The organism is Pseudomonas entomophila L48, assembly GCF_000026105.1.
In the GTDB taxonomy this organism is placed as follows: Bacteria; Pseudomonadota; Gammaproteobacteria; order Pseudomonadales; family Pseudomonadaceae; genus Aquipseudomonas; species Aquipseudomonas entomophila.
The window spans coordinates 4,027,868-4,049,857 of sequence record NC_008027.1 but is presented as its reverse complement, the minus strand read 5'-3'; the positions used below and the strand labels follow the sequence as shown (position 1 = coordinate 4,049,857).

The 21,990-nt window shown below is 63.9% G+C and carries 18 protein-coding genes and 1 pseudogene; 9 read left to right on the top strand and 10 right to left on the bottom strand.

Features of this window, described 5'->3' with window-relative positions; translation table 11 throughout:
• Positions 1-20 precede the first annotated feature (20 nt).
• The 6 genes from PSEEN_RS17360 to PSEEN_RS17335 all read right to left on the bottom strand — a co-directional run bounded on the left by PSEEN_RS17360 (position 21) and on the right by PSEEN_RS17335 (position 6,995).
• Positions 21-3,653 carry a transporter substrate-binding domain-containing protein gene (locus tag PSEEN_RS17360; RefSeq protein WP_011534861.1) on the bottom strand — a complete coding sequence of 1,211 codons (3,633 nt, stop codon included), beginning with the start codon at positions 3,651-3,653 and terminating at the stop codon, positions 21-23.
• Between the two features lie 7 nt (positions 3,654-3,660).
• Positions 3,661-4,281 (bottom strand): response regulator transcription factor, encoded by a 621-nt coding sequence (locus tag PSEEN_RS17355; RefSeq protein ID WP_044488285.1) that lies wholly within the window; start codon positions 4,279-4,281, stop codon positions 3,661-3,663.
• A gap of 285 nt (positions 4,282-4,566) precedes the next feature.
• The gene (locus PSEEN_RS17350; RefSeq protein ID WP_011534859.1) at positions 4,567-5,898 is read right to left on the bottom strand and encodes a deoxyguanosinetriphosphate triphosphohydrolase; all 1,332 of its coding nucleotides are present in this window, start codon (positions 5,896-5,898) and stop codon (positions 4,567-4,569) included.
• A 75-nt stretch (positions 5,899-5,973) separates the two neighbouring features.
• Positions 5,974-6,303: a hypothetical protein gene (locus PSEEN_RS17345; protein WP_011534858.1), complete on the bottom strand. Its 330-nt coding sequence runs from the start codon at positions 6,301-6,303 to the stop codon at positions 5,974-5,976.
• Positions 6,300-6,674 (bottom strand): phage holin family protein, encoded by a 375-nt coding sequence (locus PSEEN_RS17340; RefSeq protein ID WP_011534857.1) that lies wholly within the window; start codon positions 6,672-6,674, stop codon positions 6,300-6,302. The genes PSEEN_RS17345 and PSEEN_RS17340 overlap by 4 nt, the downstream gene beginning before the upstream one ends.
• A gap of 9 nt (positions 6,675-6,683) precedes the next feature.
• The gene (locus tag PSEEN_RS17335) at positions 6,684-6,995 is read right to left on the bottom strand and encodes an ElaB/YgaM/YqjD family protein (RefSeq protein WP_011534856.1); all 312 of its coding nucleotides are present in this window, start codon (positions 6,993-6,995) and stop codon (positions 6,684-6,686) included.
• Between the two features lie 303 nt (positions 6,996-7,298).
• Here PSEEN_RS17335 and PSEEN_RS17330 point away from each other — a divergent pair, with 303 nt between their 5' ends.
• From PSEEN_RS17330 to PSEEN_RS17315, 4 genes are all read left to right on the top strand, one after another.
• A complete protein-coding gene (locus PSEEN_RS17330; protein ID WP_011534855.1) occupies positions 7,299-8,507 on the top strand; it encodes an ammonium transporter in 1,209 nt (402 codons plus the stop codon).
• A gap of 72 nt (positions 8,508-8,579) precedes the next feature.
• Positions 8,580-8,816, top strand: coding sequence for a glutaredoxin family protein (locus tag PSEEN_RS17325; protein ID WP_011534854.1), 237 nt, complete (start codon positions 8,580-8,582; stop codon positions 8,814-8,816).
• A 67-nt stretch (positions 8,817-8,883) separates the two neighbouring features.
• Positions 8,884-9,192 (top strand): hypothetical protein, encoded by a 309-nt coding sequence (locus tag PSEEN_RS17320; protein WP_011534853.1) that lies wholly within the window; start codon positions 8,884-8,886, stop codon positions 9,190-9,192.
• Positions 9,193-9,241: 49 nt separating this feature from the next.
• Positions 9,242-10,126, top strand: coding sequence for a pseudouridine synthase (locus PSEEN_RS17315; protein ID WP_011534852.1), 885 nt, complete (start codon positions 9,242-9,244; stop codon positions 10,124-10,126).
• Positions 10,127-10,248: 122 nt separating this feature from the next.
• Here PSEEN_RS17315 and PSEEN_RS17310 read toward each other — a convergent pair whose 3' ends face one another.
• The 3 genes from PSEEN_RS17310 to acnA form a co-directional block, all read right to left on the bottom strand.
• Positions 10,249-11,814, bottom strand: coding sequence for a methyl-accepting chemotaxis protein (locus PSEEN_RS17310; RefSeq protein WP_011534851.1), 1,566 nt, complete (start codon positions 11,812-11,814; stop codon positions 10,249-10,251).
• A 201-nt stretch (positions 11,815-12,015) separates the two neighbouring features.
• Positions 12,016-12,792, bottom strand: coding sequence for a CPBP family glutamic-type intramembrane protease (locus tag PSEEN_RS17305; RefSeq protein WP_011534850.1), 777 nt, complete (start codon positions 12,790-12,792; stop codon positions 12,016-12,018).
• A gap of 178 nt (positions 12,793-12,970) precedes the next feature.
• Positions 12,971-15,712: an aconitate hydratase AcnA gene (gene acnA, locus PSEEN_RS17300; RefSeq protein ID WP_011534849.1), complete on the bottom strand. Its 2,742-nt coding sequence runs from the start codon at positions 15,710-15,712 to the stop codon at positions 12,971-12,973.
• A gap of 219 nt (positions 15,713-15,931) precedes the next feature.
• On the opposite strand from acnA, the gene rlmM reads away from it, so the two are divergent.
• The 3 genes from rlmM to pdxB all read left to right on the top strand — a co-directional run bounded on the left by rlmM (position 15,932) and on the right by pdxB (position 18,651).
• The gene (gene rlmM / locus PSEEN_RS17295; protein WP_011534848.1) at positions 15,932-16,996 is read left to right on the top strand and encodes a 23S rRNA (cytidine(2498)-2'-O)-methyltransferase RlmM; all 1,065 of its coding nucleotides are present in this window, start codon (positions 15,932-15,934) and stop codon (positions 16,994-16,996) included.
• A 213-nt stretch (positions 16,997-17,209) separates the two neighbouring features.
• Positions 17,210-17,452, top strand: a complete 243-nt coding sequence (tusA, locus tag PSEEN_RS17290) for a sulfurtransferase TusA (RefSeq protein ID WP_011534847.1) — start codon at positions 17,210-17,212, stop codon at positions 17,450-17,452.
• 47 nt (positions 17,453-17,499) lie between these two features.
• Entirely contained in the window at positions 17,500-18,651 is a 1,152-nt protein-coding gene (gene pdxB / locus PSEEN_RS17285) for a 4-phosphoerythronate dehydrogenase PdxB (protein WP_011534846.1), read from the top strand.
• Between the two features lie 146 nt (positions 18,652-18,797).
• On the opposite strand, the gene PSEEN_RS26880 is transcribed toward pdxB, so the two are convergent.
• Positions 18,798-18,971, bottom strand: a complete 174-nt coding sequence (locus PSEEN_RS26880; protein WP_167535662.1) for a PA1571 family protein — start codon at positions 18,969-18,971, stop codon at positions 18,798-18,800.
• A gap of 259 nt (positions 18,972-19,230) precedes the next feature.
• Between PSEEN_RS26880 and PSEEN_RS17280 the strand changes: the two genes are divergently transcribed.
• Positions 19,231-20,994, top strand: a complete 1,764-nt coding sequence (locus PSEEN_RS17280) for an ABC transporter transmembrane domain-containing protein (protein ID WP_011534844.1) — start codon at positions 19,231-19,233, stop codon at positions 20,992-20,994.
• Between the two features lie 191 nt (positions 20,995-21,185).
• Positions 21,186-21,869: pseudogene (locus tag PSEEN_RS27370) on the top strand (methyl-accepting chemotaxis protein); the annotation flags it as partial.
• Between the last annotated feature and the right edge of the window lie 121 nt (positions 21,870-21,990).

Here is a 21,990-nt window from a genome sequence, read left to right as displayed (position 1 = left end):
CGGCGCAGGTGCTGTGCCGCTTACTCCGCCTCGGCCAGGCTGCCCAATTGCCTGGCCAGGGCTTTCTCCACGCGGCGCATATGCCGCGCCAGTGCCTGACGGCGAATTTTCAGCTCGTCCTGTGACAGGCCTGGTTTCTCGAGCGCTTCGCACGCCTGAATCAATGACCTGGCATCCAGCATCCTTGCCGCGCTGAGGATCTTGTGTGCCTGGGCCGACAGTGCATCCGCCTGCTGCCGCGGGTCGATAGCCATCAATGTGCTTAGGTCTTGCTGCAGGCTCTGGTACAGGGTGCTCAGTATGCGGTCGCGATCGTTGGCGTTGTCACCGACGATGGCGCTCAGGCCGTCCAGGTCGAAGCGATGCCCTGGCTCGTCGCAGCCATTGCACGGCCTGCCCTGACGGGCAAGGCTTGCAAGGCGTTGGCCAAGCAGTTGCAGCCCGATGGGTTTGAGCAGGCAGTCATCCATGCCCGCATCCAGGCATTGCTGGCGCACCTCAGGTTGGGCGTTGGCGGTGTAGCCGAGCATGGTGCAGCGCGGGCGGCCGTGCAGGTGCTCTTCGGCGCGCACGGTCCGGGCCAGTTCATAGCCATTCATTCCCGGCATGTTGCAGTCGACGATCAGGACATCGAAACAGCCCTCACGCCACTTGCGCAACCCTTCGCGGCCATCGCGCGCGCTTTCCTGGCGCAGCCCCAGGTAGCTCAACTGTTGTGCCATGAGCAGCAGATTGGCGGGATGGTCGTCGATCACCAGGATTTTCATGCGTGTGTCTGGCTGTTCGATGTCCGCGGCCATTCGAGGGAGTGGTTCCTCCGGGTCGACACAACGCAGGGGCATGACCAGGCGTACGCGTGTCCCTACGCCTTGCAGGCTCTGCAGGCTCAGCTCGCCTCCCATCATCGTGCACAGGTTGCGGCTGATGACCAGCCCCAGCCCGGTGCCGGCGCGGGCGCCGTCACTGTAAGGGTTGGCTTGGGCGAAGGGGGTGAACAGTCGCTGCACGTCTTCCTCGTGGATACCGATGCCGCTGTCACGCACTTCCAGGTCAAGGATGGGGGCTTCCCGTTCGTTGCCGTTGCGCAGCTTGACGCTGATGCGCACCTGCCCCTGCTCGGTGAACTTGATTGCGTTGCTGACCAGGTTTGACAGCACTTGCTTGAAGCGCAGTGGATCAAGCATTACATGGCAATGCGCAGCGTCGGTGATGGCCACTTTCAATGCCAGGCCCTTGTGCCGGGCCAGGCCGTCGAACACGCGTCCGACGGATTCGACCAGCATGGCCAGGTCTACGGGTTCTGGCGCAAGGGTCAGATGCCCGGACTCGATGCGAGCGATATCCAGGATGTCGCCGATCAGCCCGAGCAGGTCCTGGGCCGAATGATGGGCGATTTCCAGTGCAGGTCGGTCGAGCTGGCCCTGGTCGGCGCGGCGCAAGGCCAGCTCCAGCATGCCGATCAGCGCGTTCATCGGTGTGCGGATTTCATGGCTGATAGTGGCGAGGAAGGTGCTTTTGGCTCGGTTCGCGTCATCCGCCTGCTGTTTGGCCAGGCGCAGGTCCTGGACCAGGTTGCGGCGTTCGCTGATGTCGATCCAGCCGCCGATGATGCCTTGCATTTCGCCCAGCGAGTTGCGGTAGGGAAGGATCCAGTGATAGATCGTCAATTCCTGGTCTTTCAGGCGCAGAGGGCGGTCCAGAATCAAGGGTTTACCTTGCGCCATGACGCGTTGGTACTCGTCCTGTATCTGCTGGGTGTAGTCACAATCGCAGAACGGGGTGTCCTCCAGGCGCTTGCCGATGACCTGCTCGGGGCTGGCGCCAACCGCTTGCAGATAGCTGTCGTTGCAACTCTGCAAGCGGCCTTCGTGGTCACGTACATACATGGGGTGGGGGGTGCCGTTGAGCAAGGCGCCCATGAACTCCAGTTGGTCGTTCAGGGCTCGCTCCGCACGTTGACGTTGCTTGATCTGGCGGCGCAGGCGTGCGTTCCAGATCAGCGCAAGCACCAGCAGCATGCCGATGACACCGACTACTTGCATGATGATCTTGCGGTAATGGCGCCAGTAGGTGTCATCGCGCACGCCGTGGTCCCGCCAACGGCTGTTGATCACCCCGAGCTCTTCGGGGGATATGCTCAGTAGCGCCTTGTCGAGAATTGACGCCAACTCACTGGCCTGAGCGGTAGTTGCCATCGAGAAGGTTGCCGGTTCCGTGCCAACCGTGCTGCGGATAACCAGGTCACTGCCGGTCGCCACCATGTGGTTGGCATCGATCAGGGTGGCGATCACCGCATCCACGGCGCCGCTGCCGAGCAGCGCCATGGCGTAGTAGGCGCTCTCCGTTGCAACCTGGCGAACCTGCGGGTGGCGGGTGGCCAGTAGCGCTGCCACGTTGCTGTCGCGAGGGACGGCGACACGCTTGCCCTTGAGCAGCGTCAGTGAGCTGGGTTGATCGGCTCCGCCGCGACCGACGAGCACATAGGCACTTTCCAGGTAGGGCCTGCTGACCTGCAATGCGTTGCCGCGACGTGTATCGGTGGAGTGGGTGGCAATGATGTCGGCGCGGCCGGACTCAAGTTGCTCGATCATGTCGCCATCGCCACTGGCGCGCTGGATCTTAAAGCGCAGACCGGTGCGCAAGCGAATGAGTTCGAGCAAATCGGCGACGATACCCCGCAGGCGGTCGTTGTTGTCGAAAAAGGTCAGGGGGGCGGCGGTATCATTGACCACCACCCGCATCACCGGATGCTCGCGCAGCCAGCGGTCTTCCCGTGGCGACAACTGCAACTTGCGATCAGTCAACAGGCTGCCACTGCTAGCGCTCCAGCGCTTGAAGATGTCGTTGCGTGTACTGTTTGACTGGGCTTCCAGCGCAGCATCGACCAGTTGCAGCAGCATCCTGTCGTCATCGCGCAAGGCAAAACTGAAACCAACGGCTTCGTGCTTGCCGAAATTGGCCATGCGCAGGCGTGGCAGGTGGCCTCGGCTGATCAGGTAGTGAGTGGACACGGTATCGCCGATGAACACGTCGGCTTGCTCGAAGGCTACCGCGTTCAGCGCCTGGGTGGACGACTCGAAGGTCAGGAGCTCGGCCTCGGGGTAGGTGGCGTTGATCTCTTCGGGTGGCAGGTAGTGGTAGAGCATGCTCAGGCGCATGCCGTCCAGGCCTGTATCCAGTGCGCGTGTCTCGTCTTCGCGGGTCACCAGCACCGGTTGGTCGATGGCATAGGGCCGTGACAGGGCCAGGCCTTGCGTCGAGGCTTCGTAACCATTGGCGCTTCCCAGCAGGTCGATCTGGCCATTCTTCAAGGCGGCGACCGCCGCGGCCCGACTGGGGAAACGTTGTACGCGGACCGGCAGGCCGAGGGCGTTGCCGATCACGCCAGCGTAGTCAGCGGTGAGCCCCTGGTACTCGTTGCCGCGGGTGGCAATGTCGAACGGTGGGTAATCTGGTGCCGATGTTCCCAGGACCAGTTTCTGACGGGTAGCGAGCCAATCACGTTGGGCCGGGGTGAGCGTGGGTTGGGCCGATGTCGGTGAGGCGCGGCTAAGCAGGGTGTATGTTTGGCCTGGGTAATTGGATACGCAGGCACCCTGAAGTGGGGTGCCGAGGCTCAGGCAGAGCAGGGATGTTGCAATGTACCTCCACATCGTGACCTCAGACTAACGCGTTGCGTTTGGCGATGTCGATCAGTTCCACCAGCGTGTTTGCGTGCAGTTTGTGCATAAGGCGCTTTTTGTAGGTGCTGACTGTCTTGTTGCTGAGGAACATACCCTTGGCAATTTCCTTGTTGCTTCTGCCCTGCGCGAAGAGTTGCAAGACCATCAGCTCCCGGTCGTTCACCTGGCGGAACAGTTCCAGTTCCTGCCCTCGATCTACCTGGGCCGGATTGAGTGCCTGGCTGGGGAAGTAGTTATAGCCGGAAAGCACTGCCTTTATGGCACTGAGCAACTCGCTCAGATCTTCCTGTTTGCAGACGTAACCGGCGGCCCCCGAGTGCATGCAGCGGATCGCGAACAGCGCTGGCGATTGTGCGGTCAGTACCAGAACCTTGAGCGGGATGGCCATGGTCTGTAGACGGGACAGCATTTCCAGCCCGTCGAGCTTGGGTAGGCTGATATCCAGGATTACCAGGTCCGGGCGTGTTTCGCGAATCATCTGCATGGCATCGACGCCATTGTCCGATTCGCCAACCACCGTGTAATTCTGATTCTCCAGCAACATCCGGATAGCCAGGCGGATTACCGGGTGGTCGTCGACAATAAATACTGAGTGCATATCAAACATTCCATGCGGCGTGACGAAAACAGTCGGCACATTAGCTCAGATGAATGTCGGCGGGCAGGGAAGGTCAGTTGGAAAACTATATATAGGAAATTGCTTACAGCTAAATCGATATCCTGCTACAGGATGTGTTGAAGTTGAGTAGTTTGTCTCTCGGATTTTTGGTTGTTTTTGCGAGAAATTGAAATTGTGTTTTGACCTGTCGCTAGGAGGTAAGACGTTTCTTACAGATTAATGCAGTGATTGACGGCCTATGCCGTCATCACTGCTGCACGCCCGTTATGTCGGGCTGGAGCGTCCGGTCATCTCGCTGGCCATTTCGCTGGCATAGCCATCGGTCATGCCAGCGATGAAGTCGATCATGCGCAGGTAGGCGTCGTGCAAGGTACCGTGCGGATCGGGTGCGTTGTTGCCGAGCAGGTCCAGCACACGCTGGCTCTTGAACGAAGGCGTGCGCCCGCCGTGCTGTTCCAGGGCGGCACTGCAGAAGGTATTGAGGAGGATTTCCAGGGTGGTGTAGGCGCCGATCTCCTGGAGCGTCTTGCGCTTGTCCTGAAAGATCTTTTTGCGGGCCATGTCCTTGGCTTGCAGTACGCAACGCTGGGCCGGGCCGTGCATGTGTTCGACCAGGTCGCCCGGCAGCCGTCCGGCAAGCAGGGCATCCTGCTGTTCAACGAAAGCGAGGGCGGCGGCGTTGGTCAGGTGTTCGATCGCCTTGCCCCGCAGGATTGCCAGCTTGCGCCGGCGCGATGCACCAGGCCCCAGCTGGCGATAGGTTTCCGGCAGGTCGTCACCCACCAGGTCGAGCAGCAGCGCCTCGACTTCGGCGTACTGCAACAGGTCCATTTCCAGGCCGTCCTCGAGGTCGATCAAGGCGTAGCAGATATCGTCGGCGGCCTCCATCAGGTAGACCAATGGATGGCGGGCCCAGCGTTGGTGTGCGATCTGCGGCAGGCCAAGCTTGCCGGCGATCTGTTCGAGCAGCGGCAGTTCGCTGTGGTAGCAACCGAACTTGTGTTTCTTGTAGCCCAGGGCATCGGCGTGGCGGGCGGTCCAGGGATATTTCAGGTAGGCGCCGAGGGTCGCGTAGGTCAGGCGCATGCCACCATCGAATTGGTGATACTCGAGTTGGGTGAGGACCCGAAAGCCCTGGGCGTTGCCTTCGAAATTGAGGAAATCGGCACGTTCGTCATCGGTCATGTCGTCCAGCCAGCCACGTCCGGCCGCTTGTTGGAACCAATGGCGGATGGCGTCCTCGCCGGAGTGGCCGAACGGAGGGTTGCCAATGTCGTGGGCCAGGCACGACGCTTGCACGATCATCCCCAGGTCGCTGGGTTCGCACCAGTCCGGCAGCCTGTCGCGCAGGGTCTCGCCTACGCGCATGCCCAGTGAGCGGCCGACGCAGCTCACTTCCAGCGAGTGGGTCAGGCGGGTGTGGATATGGTCGTTGCTGGTGACCGGATGCACCTGGGTCTTGCGCCCCAGGCGGCGGAAGGCGCCAGAGAAGATGACCCGGTCGTGGTCCTTGTGGAAGGGGCTGCGGCCCAGTTCTTCAGAGCTGCCGAGGGCCTTGCCCAGGCGTTCGCGGGTCAGCAGGGTGTGCCAGTCCAAGGCGCGTTCTCCCGTCGTTGAGTCGGCATAGCTTCCAGTGTCTGGCGCGCCCGTGCAAGCACGGGCACGCAGCAATCAGGGGCGGCGACCGTTGCTCAGGAACAGGCGGACCAGCGGTGCCAGGGTGGAGCCCAGGCGCAGCAGGCGCCGCAAGTTGCCACTGCGCACGCCTTTGCCAGTGAGAAAGCCCAGTACCACGACAGCGCCCAGGCCCCACAGCGAGCCATGTCGGACGCCCAGGCCCTCGCCGAATGAACTGCCCATGCCGCGTAAACGGCGCACCGGTTCGAGCAACTGGGTGGACTCGTGGCGGATCTGCTGGCGGTGCATTTCCATGCGCAGGCGCAGCAACGCCTTGCGCAGTTCCCTTGGGTTGCGAGTTTCAGGTATCTCGGGCAGGTTCATGGCAGCAGGCGCTCCCGGTCCTTGGCCAGCTCGTCGAGCGTGGCACTGAACGGTGAAGATTCGTCGAACACCGCAGCTTTCAGGCGCAAGCCGCAGTACAGCGCGGCAAGACCGTAGAACACGCACAGGCCGATGATCCCGGCCAGGCGATAGCTGTCCCACAACAGCACCAGCACCAGCCCGGACAAGGCCGTGAGCAGCAGCAGGGCGAAGACCAGCGCCAGCCCGGCAAACAGCAGCAGGCTAAGGGTACGGGCCTTCTGTTCCTGCAATTCGATGCCGAACAGTTCGATATGGCTGTGCAGCAGGCCCAGTATCGCCGCGCCGAGGCGCCTGCCGGAGGTGGCGGCGCCGTTGGCGTCGTTATCCATGTTCAACCCTCAGCGCTTGGCCAGCAGGCCGATCAGCAAGCCGACGCCAGCCGCGATGCCGATGGCCTGCCAGGGGTTTTCCTGCACGTACTGCTCGGCGCTGCCGAGGGCGGCCTGGCCGCGTTGGCGTACCGAGTCCTGGGTCAGTTGCAGGGTTTCGCGGGCCTGTGTCAGGCGTTCGTGAATCTGCTCGCGCAGTTCATCGGCCTGGTCGCCCGCCAGGTTTGCGGTGTCGGCGAGCAGCTTTTCGGTGTCGCGGACCAGGGCCTGGAAGTCAGCCATCAGTATTTCTTGTGCAGTCTTTGCCGATTTGCTGGCCATGGATGGGCCTCTCCTTGTGGGGGTGTATGGCTATTTCGAGTAACGGCGCGCGCGGAAGGTTCAGTGGCAGAGGCTGGTACGGCCCTTGCTACTGCCCGGGGCGTGTCTGTCGGCGCTTGCGCTGAAAGTGTGCACCAGCGGCACGGACACCGACAAACCTTAACCCAATCCACGACAAACCCAAGAAAAAACCACACAGGCACCCACCGGCTCAACGAAGCCGGGCAGGGGCCTGGCACCGATTCGGTGCAAGGATGCCGGTTCTTGAGCTGTCCTGGTGCCTTTTTGCAGGTCTGCCACTTCATGGAAAACATGCACAGCGCGATGGACTCCCTGGTCCATGGCTCGAATACCTTGTTCATCCTCATGGGGGCGATCCTGGTCCTGGCCATGCATGCCGGCTTCGCTTTCCTCGAGGTCGGTACGGTACGCCACAAGAATCAGGTCAACGCCTTGTCGAAGATTCTCAGTGATTTCGCCATCTCGGCACTGGTGTACTTCTTCATCGGCTACTGGATCGCCTATGGTGTGAACTTCCTGCAACCGGCGGCCGAGCTGGCCCGCGACCATGGTTATGCCTTGGTCAAATGCTTCTTCCTGCTGACCTTCGCCGCGGCGATCCCGGCGATCATCTCGGGTGGGATCGCCGAGCGGGCACGCTTCATGCCGCAGTTGTGCGCGACCGCGTTGATCGTGGCGTTCATCTATCCGTTCTTCGAAGGGGTGGTGTGGAATGGCAACCTGGGTATCCAGGCATGGCTACAGGCGCGCTTCGGCGCACCGTTCCATGACTTCGCCGGGTCCGTGGTGGTGCATGCCATGGGCGGGTGGCTGGCCTTGGCGGCGGTCATCCTGCTGGGTGCGCGTCGCGGTCGCTATCGCGATGGCCGGCTGGTGGCCTTCGCGCCGTCGAACATCCCGTTCCTGGCGCTGGGCTCCTGGATCCTGATCATCGGCTGGTTCGGCTTCAACGTCATGAGCGCGCAGACCCTGCTGGGCGCCAGTGGGCTGGTGGCGATCAACTCGTTGATGGCCATGGTGGGCGGCACCTTGTCGGCCTTGCTGGTGGGGCGCAATGACCCGGGCTTCCTGCACAACGGTCCGCTGGCCGGGCTGGTGGCGGTCTGCGCCGGTTCCGACCTGATGCACCCGGTGGGGGCGCTGGTGGTCGGGCTGGTGGCGGGAGGCCTGTTCGTCTGGTGTTTCACCGCGGCACAGAACCGTTGGAAGATCGACGATGTGCTAGGTGTGTGGCCGCTGCATGGCTTGTGTGGCGTCTGGGGTGGGATCGCCTGTGGCGTGTTCGGGCAGACGGCGCTGGGCGGGTTGGGTGGTGTCAGCCTGGTGAGCCAGTTGCTGGGCAGCCTGGCCGGTGTGGTGGTGGCGTTGGTCGGCGGTTTTGTCGTGTACGGGCTGATCAAGGCGCTGAATGGCCTACGCCTCAGCCACGAGCAGGAATTCCAGGGCGCCGACCTGTCGCTGCACCGCATTGGTGCGACCAGCCAGGATTGACCTGGCACAGGTGCAGGTTGCAGGGTCTGGACCTAGAATAAGCATCCTTGAAGATGATTTCCGGGCCCATTCATGCTCCCTGAATGCCAATTGTTCGGTACCCTCGGGTGCCACCTGTGTGAAGTGGCGGAAGCCATGCTGATGCCGTTCGTCGAGCACGGCCTGATGGTCGAGCTGGTCGACATCGCGGATAGCGAGGCGCTGTTCGAGCGGTACGGCCTGCTGATTCCAGTGCTGCGCCGCTGCGACAGCGGCGCGGAGCTGGGCTGGCCGTTCGATGCCGAACAGGTGGTGGCGTTCCTGCGTTGAGCCGCTGATTGACGGTAGGGTGATTCGCTTCGTATGCTGTATATAAATACAGTATCGAGGTGAAGCCATGCTCAATGTCGAGCAACTCAAGTACAGCATCAACCACATGTCCCCTGAGCGTGTGCGTGACGCTGTGCTGGAATTGCGCCTCGATGGCATCGTCACCGATGACCAGACCCCCTTCGGCAAGGTTCACTTCAACACCTGCTTCGCCGAAATCGAGGCGTTGTTCCAGCGTGCGGGGTTTCATCGCCCGCTGGATGTCGTGGGCTACCAGGGCTTGAGCTATGCCCTCTATGACCCGGGGCGCTGGGACGCTGTGCAGGTGCTGCGTTGGCTGAAGGCGCGCTGTGAGCCGGCCAGCGAGGCTGGTTGAGGCGCCTGGGCTAGGGGATAATGCTCCCCCTTGTGATGCGAGCCCGCCGATGACCACGCCTTTCAACCCCGCCCACCAGCAAGCCAGTACCGTATGCCTGCCTCCAGGTCGCTGGGCGACGGTGCTGGATTGCCTGTGCGATCACTTCAAGGGTATCCCCCGCGAGCAGTGGCTCGATCGTTTTGCCCGTGGTCGGGTGCTGGACAGTGAAGGCCGTGCGATCACCGTTGAGCTTCCCTATCGCCAGGGCCTGCGTCTGCACTACTTCCGCGAGGTGGCCAATGAGAAACCGATCCCGGTGCAGGAAGAGATTCTGCATGTGGACGAGCATCTGGTGGTAGCGGACAAACCGCATTTCCTGCCAGTGACACCCACTGGCGAGTATGTCGAACAGACGCTGTTGCGCCGCCTGATCCGTCGCCTGGACAACCCGCACCTGGTTCCCCTGCACCGCATCGACCGGCACACGGCCGGCCTGGTGCTGTTCTCCGCCAACCCGCAGACCCGTGGCGCCTACCAGTGCCTGTTCCCGGAGCGGCGTATCGACAAGCACTATCAGGCGATCGCCGCAGCCATGCCGCAGCATATGTTTCCCCTGGTGCACCGCAGCCGCCTGGTGCATGGCGAGCCGTTCTTCCGCATGCATGAGGTCGAGGGGGCCGATAACAGCGAAACCCATGCCTGCGTGCTGGAGAAACAGGGCGAGCTGTGGCGCTATGGTCTGTCGCCGGTGACGGGCAAGACCCATCAGTTGCGGGTGCACATGGCTTCGTTGGGCGCGGCTATCTGTAATGACCCGTTCTATCCGCAACTGGCCAATGAGCAGGACGATTACACGCGGCCGCTGAAACTGCTGGCGCACAGCCTGCGTTTCAAGGATCCGTTGAGTGGCGAGCAGCGGTATTTCGAGAGCAGGCTGGCGCTTGACTGGTGAAAAGCATCGCGGGTAAACCCGCTCCTACAGGGAATGCGCCAACCTCAAGATCAGCGCTGCACCTGTAGGAGCCGGCTTTGCCGGCGAATGGGCCTGTCTGGCGACGCGATAGCCTTCGGATTTCAGCGGTTGAAGCGTTCCACCAGCGAGTATTGAGTGCCCGCAGTGCTGGTCAGCTCTTCACTGAGCAGCGCCGAACGCTGGGCCTGGCCCGCGGTCTGGTCGGCCAGGTCGGCGATGGTGCTGATGTTGCGGCTGATCTCTTCGGCCACCGCGGTCTGTTCCTCGGTGGCGGCGGCGATCTGGGTGGCCATGTCGGTGATGTTGGCCACCGCTTCGCTGATACCCACCAGGGCCTGGTCGGCCTCCATCACACGCTCGACGCCTTCCTGGGCCTGGCGGTGACCGGTTTCCATGGTCTGCACCGCGTTGTTGGCGGTCTGCTGCAGCTTGGCGATCAGGCCGTGAATCTGCCCGGTGGACTCGGCGGTGCGTTGGGCAAGTTGGCGGACTTCGTCGGCGACGACCGCGAAGCCCCGGCCCATCTCGCCGGCACGGGCAGCCTCGATAGCGGCGTTGAGTGCCAGCAGGTTGGTCTGGTCGGCGATGCCTTTGATCACATCGACCACGCCACCGATCTCGTCACTGTCCTTGGCCAGTTGCGTGACGGTCAGGCCGGTCTCGCCCACGGCGGCGGACAGCCGTTCAATCGCGTCGCGAGTCTCGCCGGCGATATGGCGGCCTTGGCTGGTCAGGCGATTGGCTTCCTGCGTGGCGTCGGCGGTGCGCTGTACGTGGTTGGCCACTTCTTGCGTGGTGGCGGCCATCTGATTGACCGCGGCGGCCACTTGCTCGGTTTCCACGCGCTGGCGCTCCAGGCCCGAGGAGCTCTGGTGGGCAAGGGTGTCGGACTGGCGGGCCTGGTCGCTCAGTTGCTCGGCGCTGTCCTGCAGGCGGGTCAGGCAGGTCTTCATCCGTGCGTCCTGGCTGAGCATGGCCATTTCCAGGCGCGCCTGGACGCCACGGCTGTCGGTATACATCTGCGCGATCAGCGGGTCGGAGGTGGTCTGTTCAGCGAGGCGCAGCAGGCGCTTGAGGCCGCGTTGCTGCCAGCTCAGGCCGAGCAGGCCCAGGGGGACCGACAGGCCGGCCGCCAGGGCGAAGCCCCAGGAGTGACCCAGCCAGTTGCCGATCAGGAAGCCGACCTGGCTGATGAGGATGAAGGGCAGCCAGTCCTGCAGCACCGGCAGCCACTTGTCGCGTTTCGGGATGGCCGACTTGCCCTGGTTGATGCGTTGGTACAGTGCTTCGGCACGGCGGATCTGCTCGGCGGTGGGTTTGACCCGCACCGACTCGTAGCCGACCACCTGGTTGTTGTCGAATACCGGGGTGACGTAGGCGTTCACCCAGTAGTGGTCGCCCGACTTGCAACGGTTCTTGACGATGCCCATCCACGGCAGCCCCTGCTTGAGGGTCTGCCACATATGGGCGAATACGGCCGGCGGCACATCGGGGTGACGAACCAGGTTGTGCGGCGCGCCCATCAGTTCCTCGCGGGAAAAACCGCTGATCTCGATGAATGCGTCGTTGCAGTAGGTGATCACGCCTTTGGCGTTGGTGGTGGAGATCAACCGCTGCTGGGCAGGGAAAGTCCGTTCTCTCTGGGTAATCGGCTGGTTGTTACGCATTGGCTGTTCAATCCGCAAGGCTTTCGACGGGTATCGGCAAGCCTCTGGTTTTATTGAATGAATATTTAACTGCCATTGACCTGGCGCAAGGTGGCGATGCTGCGGCTGCAGTAGCGAAGCCGGCATGATCGCGTAAGTTGCTGCCAATGTTGCAGTTTTCGTTATGTATTGTGACGGCTGGGTCGGATCATGACCGATTGCTCAGCTCGGGGCCAGCATCGGGTAGGTGAAACCGGCGAAGTGCACCAGGTTGACAGCAACGTGGCACAGCACCGCCGCGGTCAGCCCGCCATGGCGATAGGCCAGACCATACCCCACCCCGGCCAGGCTGGCCAGGTAGAACCACTGCCAGCCACCGCCCAGGTGCGCCAGGCCGAACAGCAGCGCGGCGGCGATCAGCGCCAGGCCGTCATGCCTGAACAAACGTTGCAGGCCGCCCTGGATGTAGCCGCGGAACAACAATTCCTCGGTCAGGCTGACCAGCAGCAGGTTGTTCAGCAGCCACAGCCAGGCCTGGTCCGGCCACTTGGGTGCCCAGGCCACCAGGCCCAGCGACCACGCGCCACCCAGGCAGGCAAGCAGCGTCAGTGGCAGGATCACACCCAGACTCGTGGCCAGGCCGCGCAGGCGCAGCATCACCAACCATGGGCAGGCCAGCAGCAGCCATGCGCCGATCAGTGGCTTGTCCAGGTTCAGGTACATCGAGAAGGGGATGGCGCCTTCGCTGAGCACGACCTTGTCGATCACCCGGGCACCGTTGAAACCCGGTAGCCAGTGCAGCGCCAGGGCGACGGCGAGGGCAACGAACAGGGCGTGGCCGAGGGTTTGCTGCCAGCGTACCCGGCGACGCGCCAGCCAGGCGCTGCACAGCAGGGCGAGCAAGGCGGGCAGGGCGGCCAGGCCCAGGCTGGCGTAGGTCAGTGCGAGGGTGTAGCCGAGGCCGAGCAGGAGCAGAGCGATCCAGTGGAGGAGGGGCATTGGAGTTCCTTGTGCTGGTGAGTCCGTGGAGGGTTGGACTCACCTGAGCGCCCTCAGGGCACTTGCAATCGCTATCGCGGATAAATCCGCTCCTACAGTGCATCCGTCCCAAGGTGTAGGAGCGGATTCATCCGCGATGCGCCGCTCGATCTCGAGATCACAGCAAGGCTATCGCCCTTCACCCCGCGATCAATTGCCGCAGCACAAAGTGCAGGATCCCTCCCGACTTGAAGTACTCCACTTCATTCAGCGTGTCGATCCGGCACAGCACCTCGACTTGGAGCGTTTGGCCATCCTCTCGGGTGATGCGCACGGGCAGGTCCATGCCGGGGCGGATCTGCGCACCCGAGAGCCCCAGCACATCGATGCGCTCCCTGCCGGTCAGGCCGAGTCGTTTGCGGTCGTCCCCGGCCTTGAACTGCAAGGGCAGCACACCCATGCCCACCAGGTTCGAGCGGTGGATACGCTCGAAACTTTCCGCCAGCACGGCCTTGACCCCCAGCAGGTTGGTGCCTTTGGCCGCCCAGTCGCGGCTTGAGCCGGTGCCGTACTCCTGGCCGGCAATCACCACCAGTGGCGTGCCATCCCGCTGGTAGCGCATGGCGGCGTCATAGATCGACAGTTTCTCGCCGCTGGGCACGTACAAGGTATTGCCGCCTTCCTCACCGCCCAGCATCTCGTTGCGGATACGGATGTTGGCGAAGGTGCCGCGCATCATCACTTCGTGGTTGCCGCGCCGCGAACCGTAGGAGTTGAAGTCCCGCGGTTCCACGCCCTTCTCGCGCAGGTAGCGCCCGGCCGGGCTGTCGGCCTTGATGTTGCCGGCTGGCGAGATATGGTCGGTGGTCACCGAGTCGCCCAGCAGGGCCAGGATGCGTGCGCTCTGTATGTCGCGGACTTCCGGCGGCGGGCCGCCGATGTCGTCGAAGAACGGCGGGTGCTGGATGTAGGTGGAGGCGTCCTGCCAGGCATAGGTGGCGGCCTTGGGCACGGCGATGGCCTGCCACTGTGCATCGCCGGCGAACACTTCGGCATACTCCTTGTGGAACATGCGGGTGTCGACATTGGCGACCGCCTCGGCGATCTCCTGCTGGCTGGGCCAGATATCGCGCAGGTACACGGGCCGGCCGTCCTTGCCGGTGCCCAGGGCGTCCTGGGTCAGGTCCACGCGCACGCTGCCGGCCAGCGCGTAGGCGACCACCAGGGGCGGCGAGGCCAGCCAGTTGGTCTTGACCAGCGGATGCACGCGTCCCTCGAAGTTGCGGTTGCCCGACAGCACCGAGGCGACGGTCAGGTCGGCGCTGCCGATGGCTTTCTCGATGGCATCGTCCAGCGGCCCGGAGTTGCCGATGCAGGTGGTGCAGCCATAGCCGACCAGGTCGAAGCCGAGCTGGTCCAGGTAAGGCGTGAGGCCTGCGGCCTTGAAGTAATCGGTGACCACCTTCGAGCCCGGCGCCAGGGAGCTCTTGACCCAGGGCTTGCGCTGCAGGCCCTTCTCCACGGCCTTCTTCGCCACCAGGCCGGCGGCCATCATCACGCTGGGGTTGGAGGTGTTGGTGCAGGAGGTGATGGCGGCGATCACCACGGCGCCGTCGCGCAGGGTGTGGGTCTGGCCGCCATGGGTGTAGTCGATTTCGCCGGCCTGGTCGGCGTTGCCCACCGCCACGCCCCCGCCGCCTTCGCTTTCCAGGCGGCCGACTTCCTTGGCCAGGGGCTTGGGCTGCAGTTCGATGAAGTGGTCGAAGGCCTGGCTGACCTGGCCCAGTGCCACCCGGTCCTGCGGGCGCTTGGGCCCGGCCAGGCTGGCTTCCACGTCATGCATGTCAAGGGCGAGCGTGTCGGTGAACAGGGGTTCCTGACCAGGCAGGCGCCACAGCCCCTGCGCCTTGCAATAGGCCTCGACCAGTTGCACGGCCGCTTCCGGGCGCCCGGACAGGCGCAGGTAGTCCAGGGTCACCTGGTCGACCGGGAAGAAACCGCAGGTGGCGCCGTACTCTGGGGCCATGTTGGCGATGGTGGCACGGTCGGCCAGGGGCAGGTCGGCCAGGCCATCGCCGTAGAACTCGACGAATTTGCCGACCACCCCTTTCTTGCGCAGCATCTGCGTGACCGTGAGCACCAGGTCGGTGGCGGTGATGCCTTCGCGCAGCTTGCCGGTGAGCTTGAAACCGATCACCTCGGGGATCAGCATCGACACCGGCTGGCCGAGCATGGCCGCCTCGGCCTCGATGCCGCCCACGCCCCAGCCGAGCACGCCCAGGCCGTTGATCATGGTGGTGTGCGAGTCGGTACCGACCAGCGTATCGGGGAAGGCGAAGGTGCGTCCGTCTTGCTCGTTGGTCCAGACCGTGCGGCCCAGGTATTCCAAGTTGACCTGGTGGCAGATACCGGTGCCCGGCGGCACCACGCGGAAGTTGGCGAAGGCGCTTTGGCCCCAGCGCAGGAAGGCGTAGCGTTCGCCGTTGCGCTGCATCTCGATGTCGACGTTCTGGGCGAAGGCGCTGGGGCTGGCGTAACGGTCGACCATCACCGAGTGGTCGATCACCAGGTCTACCGGCGACAGCGGGTTGATGCGCTGCGGGTCGCCACCGGCCTTGGCCATGGCCGCGCGCATGGCGGCCAGGTCTACCACCGCGGGCACGCCGGTGAAGTCCTGCATCAATACCCGCGCCGGGCGGTACTGGATCTCGCGATCCGAGCGGCGCTCGGCCAGCCACTTGGCCAGGGCGCGCAGGTCGTCGACGGTGACGGTCTTGCCGTCCTCCCAGCGCAGCAGGTTCTCCAGCAGCACCTTCAGCGACATGGGCAGGCGCTGCAGGTCACCCAACTGGTTGGCGGCCTCGGCGAGGCTGAAATAGTGATAGGCGTGGCCGGCCACGTCGAGGTTCTTGAGGGTTTTCAGGCTGTCGAGCGAGGGCATCTACAACTCCTTGTGCTCCGGTGCCCGGCAGATACAGGTTGCTCGCCGGTGTCACCGCTCTGGATCGGTCCGCACGGCACGGACCTGGCTGAACAGTCAGGTTAGACCCGTTTGCCGGGCCTGCCCTTTTTCTGGACCGATGGGGCATGTCGTCGGTTCCGATCTTCCTTTATCATTCGCCGCCCTGGCGCCGCCTGCGCCAGCGATGTGGAGTGAGAAATGAATACCCTGTTCATGCATTGCCGGCCCGGCTTCGAGGGCGAGGTCTGTGCCGAAATCAGCGAACACGCCGCCCTGCTTGGCGTGGCCGGCTATGCCAAGGGCAAGCCGCAGAGTGCCTGCGCCGAGTTCGTCTGCACCGAGCCCGACGGCGCGCAGCGGTTGATGCATGAGCTGCGCTTTGCCCAGCTGATCTTCCCGCGCCAGTGGGCGAGGGGAGCCTTCGTCGAGCTGCCGGAGACCGACCGCATCAGCGTGCTGCTGGAACACCTGGCCGACTTGCCGGTGTGCGGCAGCCTTTGGCTGGAAGTGCTCGACAGCAACGAAGGCAAGGAACTGTCGACCTTCTGCCGCAAGTTCGAGGTGCCCCTGCGCAAGGCGCTGGAGAAGGCCGGCAGGCTGGTGGACGATGCCCGGCGCCCGCGTCTGTTGTTGACGTTCATCAGCGGTCGACGGGTGTTCCTGGGGCTGGCCGAGGCGGACAATTCGGCCCTGTGGCCGATGGGTATCCCACGGCTGAAGTTCCCCCGCGAGGCCCCCAGCCGCTCGACCCTCAAGCTCGAGGAGGCCTGGCATCAATTCATCCCGCGCGAGCAGTGGGAGCAGCGCCTGAACGACGACATGACTGGTGTCGACCTGGGCGCCTCGCCCGGTGGCTGGACCTACCAGCTGGTCAAGCGCGGCATGCTGGTGACTGCCATCGACAACGGCCCCATGGCCGAGAGTTTGATGGACACTGGGCTGGTGACACACCTGATGGCCGACGGTTTCACCTGGAAGCCGAAGCACACGGTGGACTGGATGGTCTGCGACATCGTCGAGAAGCCCGCGCGCACTGCGTCGCTGATCGAGACCTGGCTGGGCGAGGGGTTGTGCCGTGAGGCGGTGGTCAACCTCAAGTTGCCGATGAAGCAGCGCCATGCCGAAGTGCGCAAGTTGCTCGACCGTATGGAGGCCGGGTTCAAGGAGCGCAAGGTCAAGGTGTCGATTGCTTGCAAGCAGCTGTATCACGACCGTGAGGAAGTGACCTGCCACCTGCGCCGGCTGGACCTCAAGCCGCACTGAGCTGATGCCCTGTCGCCCAGGGGCCCTCTGTGTAGGAGCGGCTTTAGCCGCGATCACCCGCGAAACGGGTAACAGGCACCGCGTCGCCTGCATCGCGGCTGAAGCCGCTCCTACAAAGATCGTGAGGTCGTGCCAAATCCATGAGCGCCGGCAGGTGGGCTTGGAGTCCATCCGGCGATGCGCCACAATGCCTTTCATTTAGCGGAGCCCTCCATGACCGACCTGATCCACGACGCGACCCTCGACGCTACCGGCCTCAACTGTCCGGAGCCGGTGATGATGCTGCACAAGCATGTGCGCGAGCTGGCGGCCGGCGGTGTGCTCAAGGTGATTGCCACCGACCCGTCGACCCGCCGCGACATTCCCAAATTCTGCGTCTTCCTCGGCCATGAGCTGCTCGGTCAGCAGGAAGAGGCCGGCACCTACCTGTACTGGATCCGCAAGAAGGCCGACTGAGCCCCGCGCGATCGCGCTACACTGCGCTCCCCTGACAGGAGAGCGCCATGCTGATAGTTGCCGACGAGAATATCCCGCTGCTCGATGCCTTCTTCGCCGGGTTCGGCGAGATCCGCCGTTACCCTGGGCGAGCCATCGACGCCGCCAGCGCCAAGGACGCCGACGTACTGCTGGTGCGTTCGGTGACCCGCGTCGATCGGCAACTGCTCGAAGGCAGCAAGGTGCGCTTCGTCGGCACCTGCACCATCGGCACCGACCACCTGGACCTGGACTACTTTGCCGACGCCGGCATCCACTGGAGCAGTGCCCCGGGATGCAACGCCCGCGGTGTGGTCGATTACGTGCTGGGCAGTCTGCTGACCCTGGCCGAGCTCGAGGGTGTCGACCTGAACAGGCGTGTCTATGGCGTGGTGGGTGCGGGCGAAGTGGGGGGGCGCCTGGTGCGGGTGCTGCATGGCCTGGGCTGGAAGGTGCTGGTCTGCGACCCAGTGCGCGAGGCCAGTGAAGGGGGGGAGTTCGTCAGCCTGGAGACGATCCTTGCGCAGTGCGACGTGATCAGCCTGCACACGCCGCTGCAGCGCGGTGGCGAACATCCGACCTGGCATCTGCTCGACCAGGAAAAGTTGGCAAGCCTGCGCCCCGGTGCCTGGCTGATCAACGCCAGCCGCGGCCCTGTGGTGGACAACGTGGCCCTGCGCGAGCTGCTGCTCGACCGTGAGGACGTGCATGCGGTGCTCGATGTCTGGGAAGGCGAGCCGCAGGTAGACCTGCAATTGGCCGACCTGTGCACCCTGGCCACCCCGCACATCGCCGGCTACAGCCTGGATGGCAAGCAACGCGGCACGGCGCAGATCTACCAGGCGTTCTGCCGCTGGCGCGGTGAGCCCGAGCAGGTGCGCCTGGCCGACCTGCTGCCGGCACATTCGCTGGCGCGCATCGAACTGGATGCCAACGCAGATCCGGCCTGGGCACTGGCCACCCTGTGCCGTGCGGTGTACGACCCGCGCCGCGACGATGCCGATTTCCGCCGCAGCCTGAGCGATGACGTGGCCGAGCAGCGCGCGGCATTCGACCTGCTGCGCAAGCATTATCCGGTGCGGCGGGAGATCGAAGGGCTGGCGGTAGGTTTGCGCGGTGAGGCACCACAGCTGGCGCAGATGGTCAGCGCGCTGGGGGCGGAGCTGGTTGGCGTAGCGTGATCCCTGTAGGAGCGGCTTAAGCCGCGAAGCAAACGACGCGATAACAGGCACCGGCTGTGCCGGTGTTCGCGGCTGAAGCCGCTCCTACAGGGGGCAACAAAAACCCGGCGCATGCGCCGGGTCGCAGTGAATGCTTGTTCTGGCTTTCAGCCCTTGCGGACCTTCTCGACCCGGCTTTGTTCAAGATCCTTGCACGCTTTCTGGATCATCTGCTCGGTAATCGGGATTTCGCGGCCCTGGGCATCGATGACCGAACCGCACACCTGGGGCTGCGACGGTTTCTGTACCTTCGGGGTCTCGTTGCTGTGCTGCAAGCTCATGTCCTGTCTCCTCTTCAGGTTCAAGCTCAGGATACTGTCCGCGCCATGAAAAACCTGTGACAGTTCCTTGGCTATCACGGCCAGGACAGTCCAGCAGAAACCACGGCAAAGCTCCAGTCACACGTTAGAACGAATCCATCTAGGGACTGACGAGCAGCCGTTTCACCTACCTGTGATGTGATGCCACCGGCTTGAAGGCGTTCCCGCCAGACGGACGAGTGGTAGTCTTAGCGTTCACCTGTGCCGAACGACGGTCGCCATGCCTGAACCGATCTCTTCCCGCCAACGCCGCGCCCTGCACCTGGGCTGGCACTTCATCCGCCCTTACCGTCGCCAGGCCCTCCTGGCCTTGCTGGCACTGGTGGTCACCGCCGGGATCACCTTGTCGATGGGGCAGGGTATTCGTTTGTTGGTCGACCAAGGCTTCATGACCCGCTCACCCCACCAGCTCAACCAGACCATCGGTTTGTTCCTGCTGCTGGTGATGGCGCTGGCGGTTGGCACCTTCGCCCGCTTCTACCTGGTGTCCTGGATCGGCGAGCGCTGTGTCGCCGATATCCGTCGGGCGGTGTTCGATCACCTGGTCGGTCTGCATCCCGGTTTCTTCGAAGACAATCGCAGTTCGGAGATCCAGTCACGACTGACCGCCGACACCACCCTGCTGCAGTCGGTGATCGGCTCGTCGCTGTCGATGTTCCTGCGCAATGCCCTGATGGTCGTCGGTGGTGTGTTGCTGCTGTTCGTGACCAACCCCAAGCTCACCAGCATCGTGGTGCTGGCCCTGCCGCTGGTGCTGGCGCCGATCCTGCTGTTCGGCCGGCGAGTGCGCAGCCTGTCGCGCCAGAGCCAGGACCGGGTCGCCGATGTCGGCAGTTATGTCGCCGAAACCTTCGGCCAGATCAAGACGGTGCAGGCCTACAACCATGAGGCGCGTGACCGCCTGTTGTTCGCCGAGACCGTGGAGGCGGCGTTTGCCGTGGCGCGGCGGCGTATTGCCCAGCGTGCCTGGCTGATCACCCTGGTGATCGTACTGGTGCTCGGCGCGGTGGGGGTGATGTTGTGGGTGGGCGGCATGGATGTGATCGCCGGGCGGATTTCCGGCGGTGAACTGGCTGCCTTCGTGTTCTACAGCCTGATCGTCGGCAGCGCCTTCGGCACCTTGAGCGAGGTCATCGGTGAGCTGCAACGGGCGGCGGGCGCTGCCGAGCGCATCGCTGAGTTGCTGGCCGCGCAGAGTGCGATCCTGCCGCCGGTCGAGGCGGCCGGCCTGCCGGCTGGGCGTGCCCGTGGCGCCATCGAGCTGCAAGAGGTGCGTTTCGCCTATCCATCACGCCCCTCGGTGGCCGCTGTGGATGGCCTGAGCCTGTTGATTCAGCCTGGGCAGACCGTGGCCTTGGTAGGGCCGTCGGGTGCCGGCAAGTCGACCCTGTTCGACCTGTTGCTGCGCTTCTACGACCCGCAGTCCGGCAGCATCCTGCTCGACGGCCTGCCGCTCAGCGCATTGCCGCCAGCCGAACTGCGAGCCCAGTTCGCCCTGGTCGCCCAGCAGCCCGCGCTGTTCCGAGGCACGGTGGAGGCCAATATCCGTTACGGTCGGCCCGAAGCCAGCCTCGCCGACGTCGAAGCTGCGGCACGCAGTGCCCATGCCCACGAATTCATCGTGCAACTGCCCCAGGGCTACCAGACGCCGCTGGGCGAGGGCGGTGGCGGCCTGTCCGGCGGGCAGCGCCAGCGCCTGGCGATAGCCCGGGCATTGCTGGTGAACGCCCCGATCCTGTTGTTGGACGAGGCCACCAGTGCGCTCGATGCGCAAAGCGAACATTTGATCCAGCAGGCACTGCCGCGACTGATGGTCGGACGCACCACGCTGGTCATTGCCCATCGCCTGGCCACGGTGCAATATGCCGACCGTATCGCGGTGATCGACAAGGGCCGTCTGGTCGCCTTCGGTACACACCGCCAGTTGCTTGAGGACAGCCCACTGTACGCCCGGCTGGCAGCGCTGCAATTCAGTGGTCGGTGAGGTTGTCGCGAATTTGTAACATTTCTGTAGCAATTGCCTGAGACTATCTGGATCAGCTGTTGCGTAAGTGCTCGACCTGGCTGCTATCGATCGATGGCGGCTTTTTTTTGGCCCGAGAACGAGGACAAGGATGTCTCTGCCGGCAGCGCTCGCGTGTGCCGTTTCCCTACTTCCTTGTTCCGAGATCCGCAATGTTGCGTAAATCCCTCAGAGTGCAAATTCTCTCCCTGCTTGGCGGCAGCCTGGTGGCGATCCTGCTGATCGCGCTGGTCTGCTTCCAGTTCCTGTCCTCCAGCGTGCGTGGTTACGCCGAGCTGGTCGACGGGCCGTTGCGTGCCTCGCAACTGATTGATGAAGCCAACTTGCAGTTCAAGATCCAGGTGCAGGAATGGAAGAACGTGCTCTTGCGCGGCCGCCAGCCGGCCGAACTGGACAAGTACTGGCAGCAGTTCCAGGCGCGCGAGCAGCAGGTGCAGCAATTGCTGGGGCAACTGATCGCCAATGGCGATCCGGCGCTCAAGGGGCGCCTGGAGCAACTCAAGGATAGCCATCGCCAGTTGGGCGCGGCCTATGAACAAGGGCGCCAGGCCTTCCTCGCCGCCGGTGGCGACCCTGTGGCGGGCGATCTGGCGGTCAAGGGCGTGGACCGCGCCACCAGTGACCAGATGAGCGCGTTGGTCGAGCAACTGCGGGCCGATGCCGGTAGCCGCGCGAGCGCCATCAGCGCCAGCGCCGAGCGCACCGTTTGGCTGGGTGTGTTGGTGATGCTGGCCTCGGCGGTGCTGGTGGGGCTGTTCAGCCTGTGGCTGGTCAACCGCAGCCTGGTCGAACCGATCCGCCAGCTTATCGACTATGTCGCCCAGCTCAGCCAGGGCCGTTTCGGCGCCCGGGTGCAAAGCGACCGCGAAGACGAACTGGGGCGGCTGGCGCTGGCGGCCAACACCCTGCGAGATTTCCTCGCCGACACCGTTGGCCGGCTCAAGGGCAACGCCCAAG

Coding starts and splice junctions, on each gene's coding strand:
- PSEEN_RS17360 (WP_011534861.1), bottom strand. CDS start 3,653: ATGTGGAGGTACATTGCAACATCCCTGCTCTGCCTGAGCCTCGGCACC.
- PSEEN_RS17355 (WP_044488285.1), bottom strand. CDS start 4,281: ATGCACTCAGTATTTATTGTCGACGACCACCCGGTAATCCGCCTGGCT.
- PSEEN_RS17345 (WP_011534858.1), bottom strand. CDS start 6,303: ATGAACCTGCCCGAGATACCTGAAACTCGCAACCCAAGGGAACTGCGC.
- PSEEN_RS17340 (WP_011534857.1), bottom strand. CDS start 6,674: ATGGATAACGACGCCAACGGCGCCGCCACCTCCGGCAGGCGCCTCGGC.
- PSEEN_RS17335 (WP_011534856.1), bottom strand. CDS start 6,995: ATGGCCAGCAAATCGGCAAAGACTGCACAAGAAATACTGATGGCTGAC.
- PSEEN_RS17330 (WP_011534855.1), top strand. CDS start 7,299: ATGGAAAACATGCACAGCGCGATGGACTCCCTGGTCCATGGCTCGAAT.
- PSEEN_RS17325 (WP_011534854.1), top strand. CDS start 8,580: ATGCTCCCTGAATGCCAATTGTTCGGTACCCTCGGGTGCCACCTGTGT.
- PSEEN_RS17320 (WP_011534853.1), top strand. CDS start 8,884: ATGCTCAATGTCGAGCAACTCAAGTACAGCATCAACCACATGTCCCCT.
- PSEEN_RS17315 (WP_011534852.1), top strand. CDS start 9,242: ATGACCACGCCTTTCAACCCCGCCCACCAGCAAGCCAGTACCGTATGC.
- PSEEN_RS17310 (WP_011534851.1), bottom strand. CDS start 11,814: ATGCGTAACAACCAGCCGATTACCCAGAGAGAACGGACTTTCCCTGCC.
- PSEEN_RS17305 (WP_011534850.1), bottom strand. CDS start 12,792: ATGCCCCTCCTCCACTGGATCGCTCTGCTCCTGCTCGGCCTCGGCTAC.
- acnA (WP_011534849.1), bottom strand. CDS start 15,712: ATGCCCTCGCTCGACAGCCTGAAAACCCTCAAGAACCTCGACGTGGCC.
- rlmM (WP_011534848.1), top strand. CDS start 15,932: ATGAATACCCTGTTCATGCATTGCCGGCCCGGCTTCGAGGGCGAGGTC.
- tusA (WP_011534847.1), top strand. CDS start 17,210: ATGACCGACCTGATCCACGACGCGACCCTCGACGCTACCGGCCTCAAC.
- pdxB (WP_011534846.1), top strand. CDS start 17,500: ATGCTGATAGTTGCCGACGAGAATATCCCGCTGCTCGATGCCTTCTTC.
- PSEEN_RS26880 (WP_167535662.1), bottom strand. CDS start 18,971: ATGAGCTTGCAGCACAGCAACGAGACCCCGAAGGTACAGAAACCGTCG.
- PSEEN_RS17280 (WP_011534844.1), top strand. CDS start 19,231: ATGCCTGAACCGATCTCTTCCCGCCAACGCCGCGCCCTGCACCTGGGC.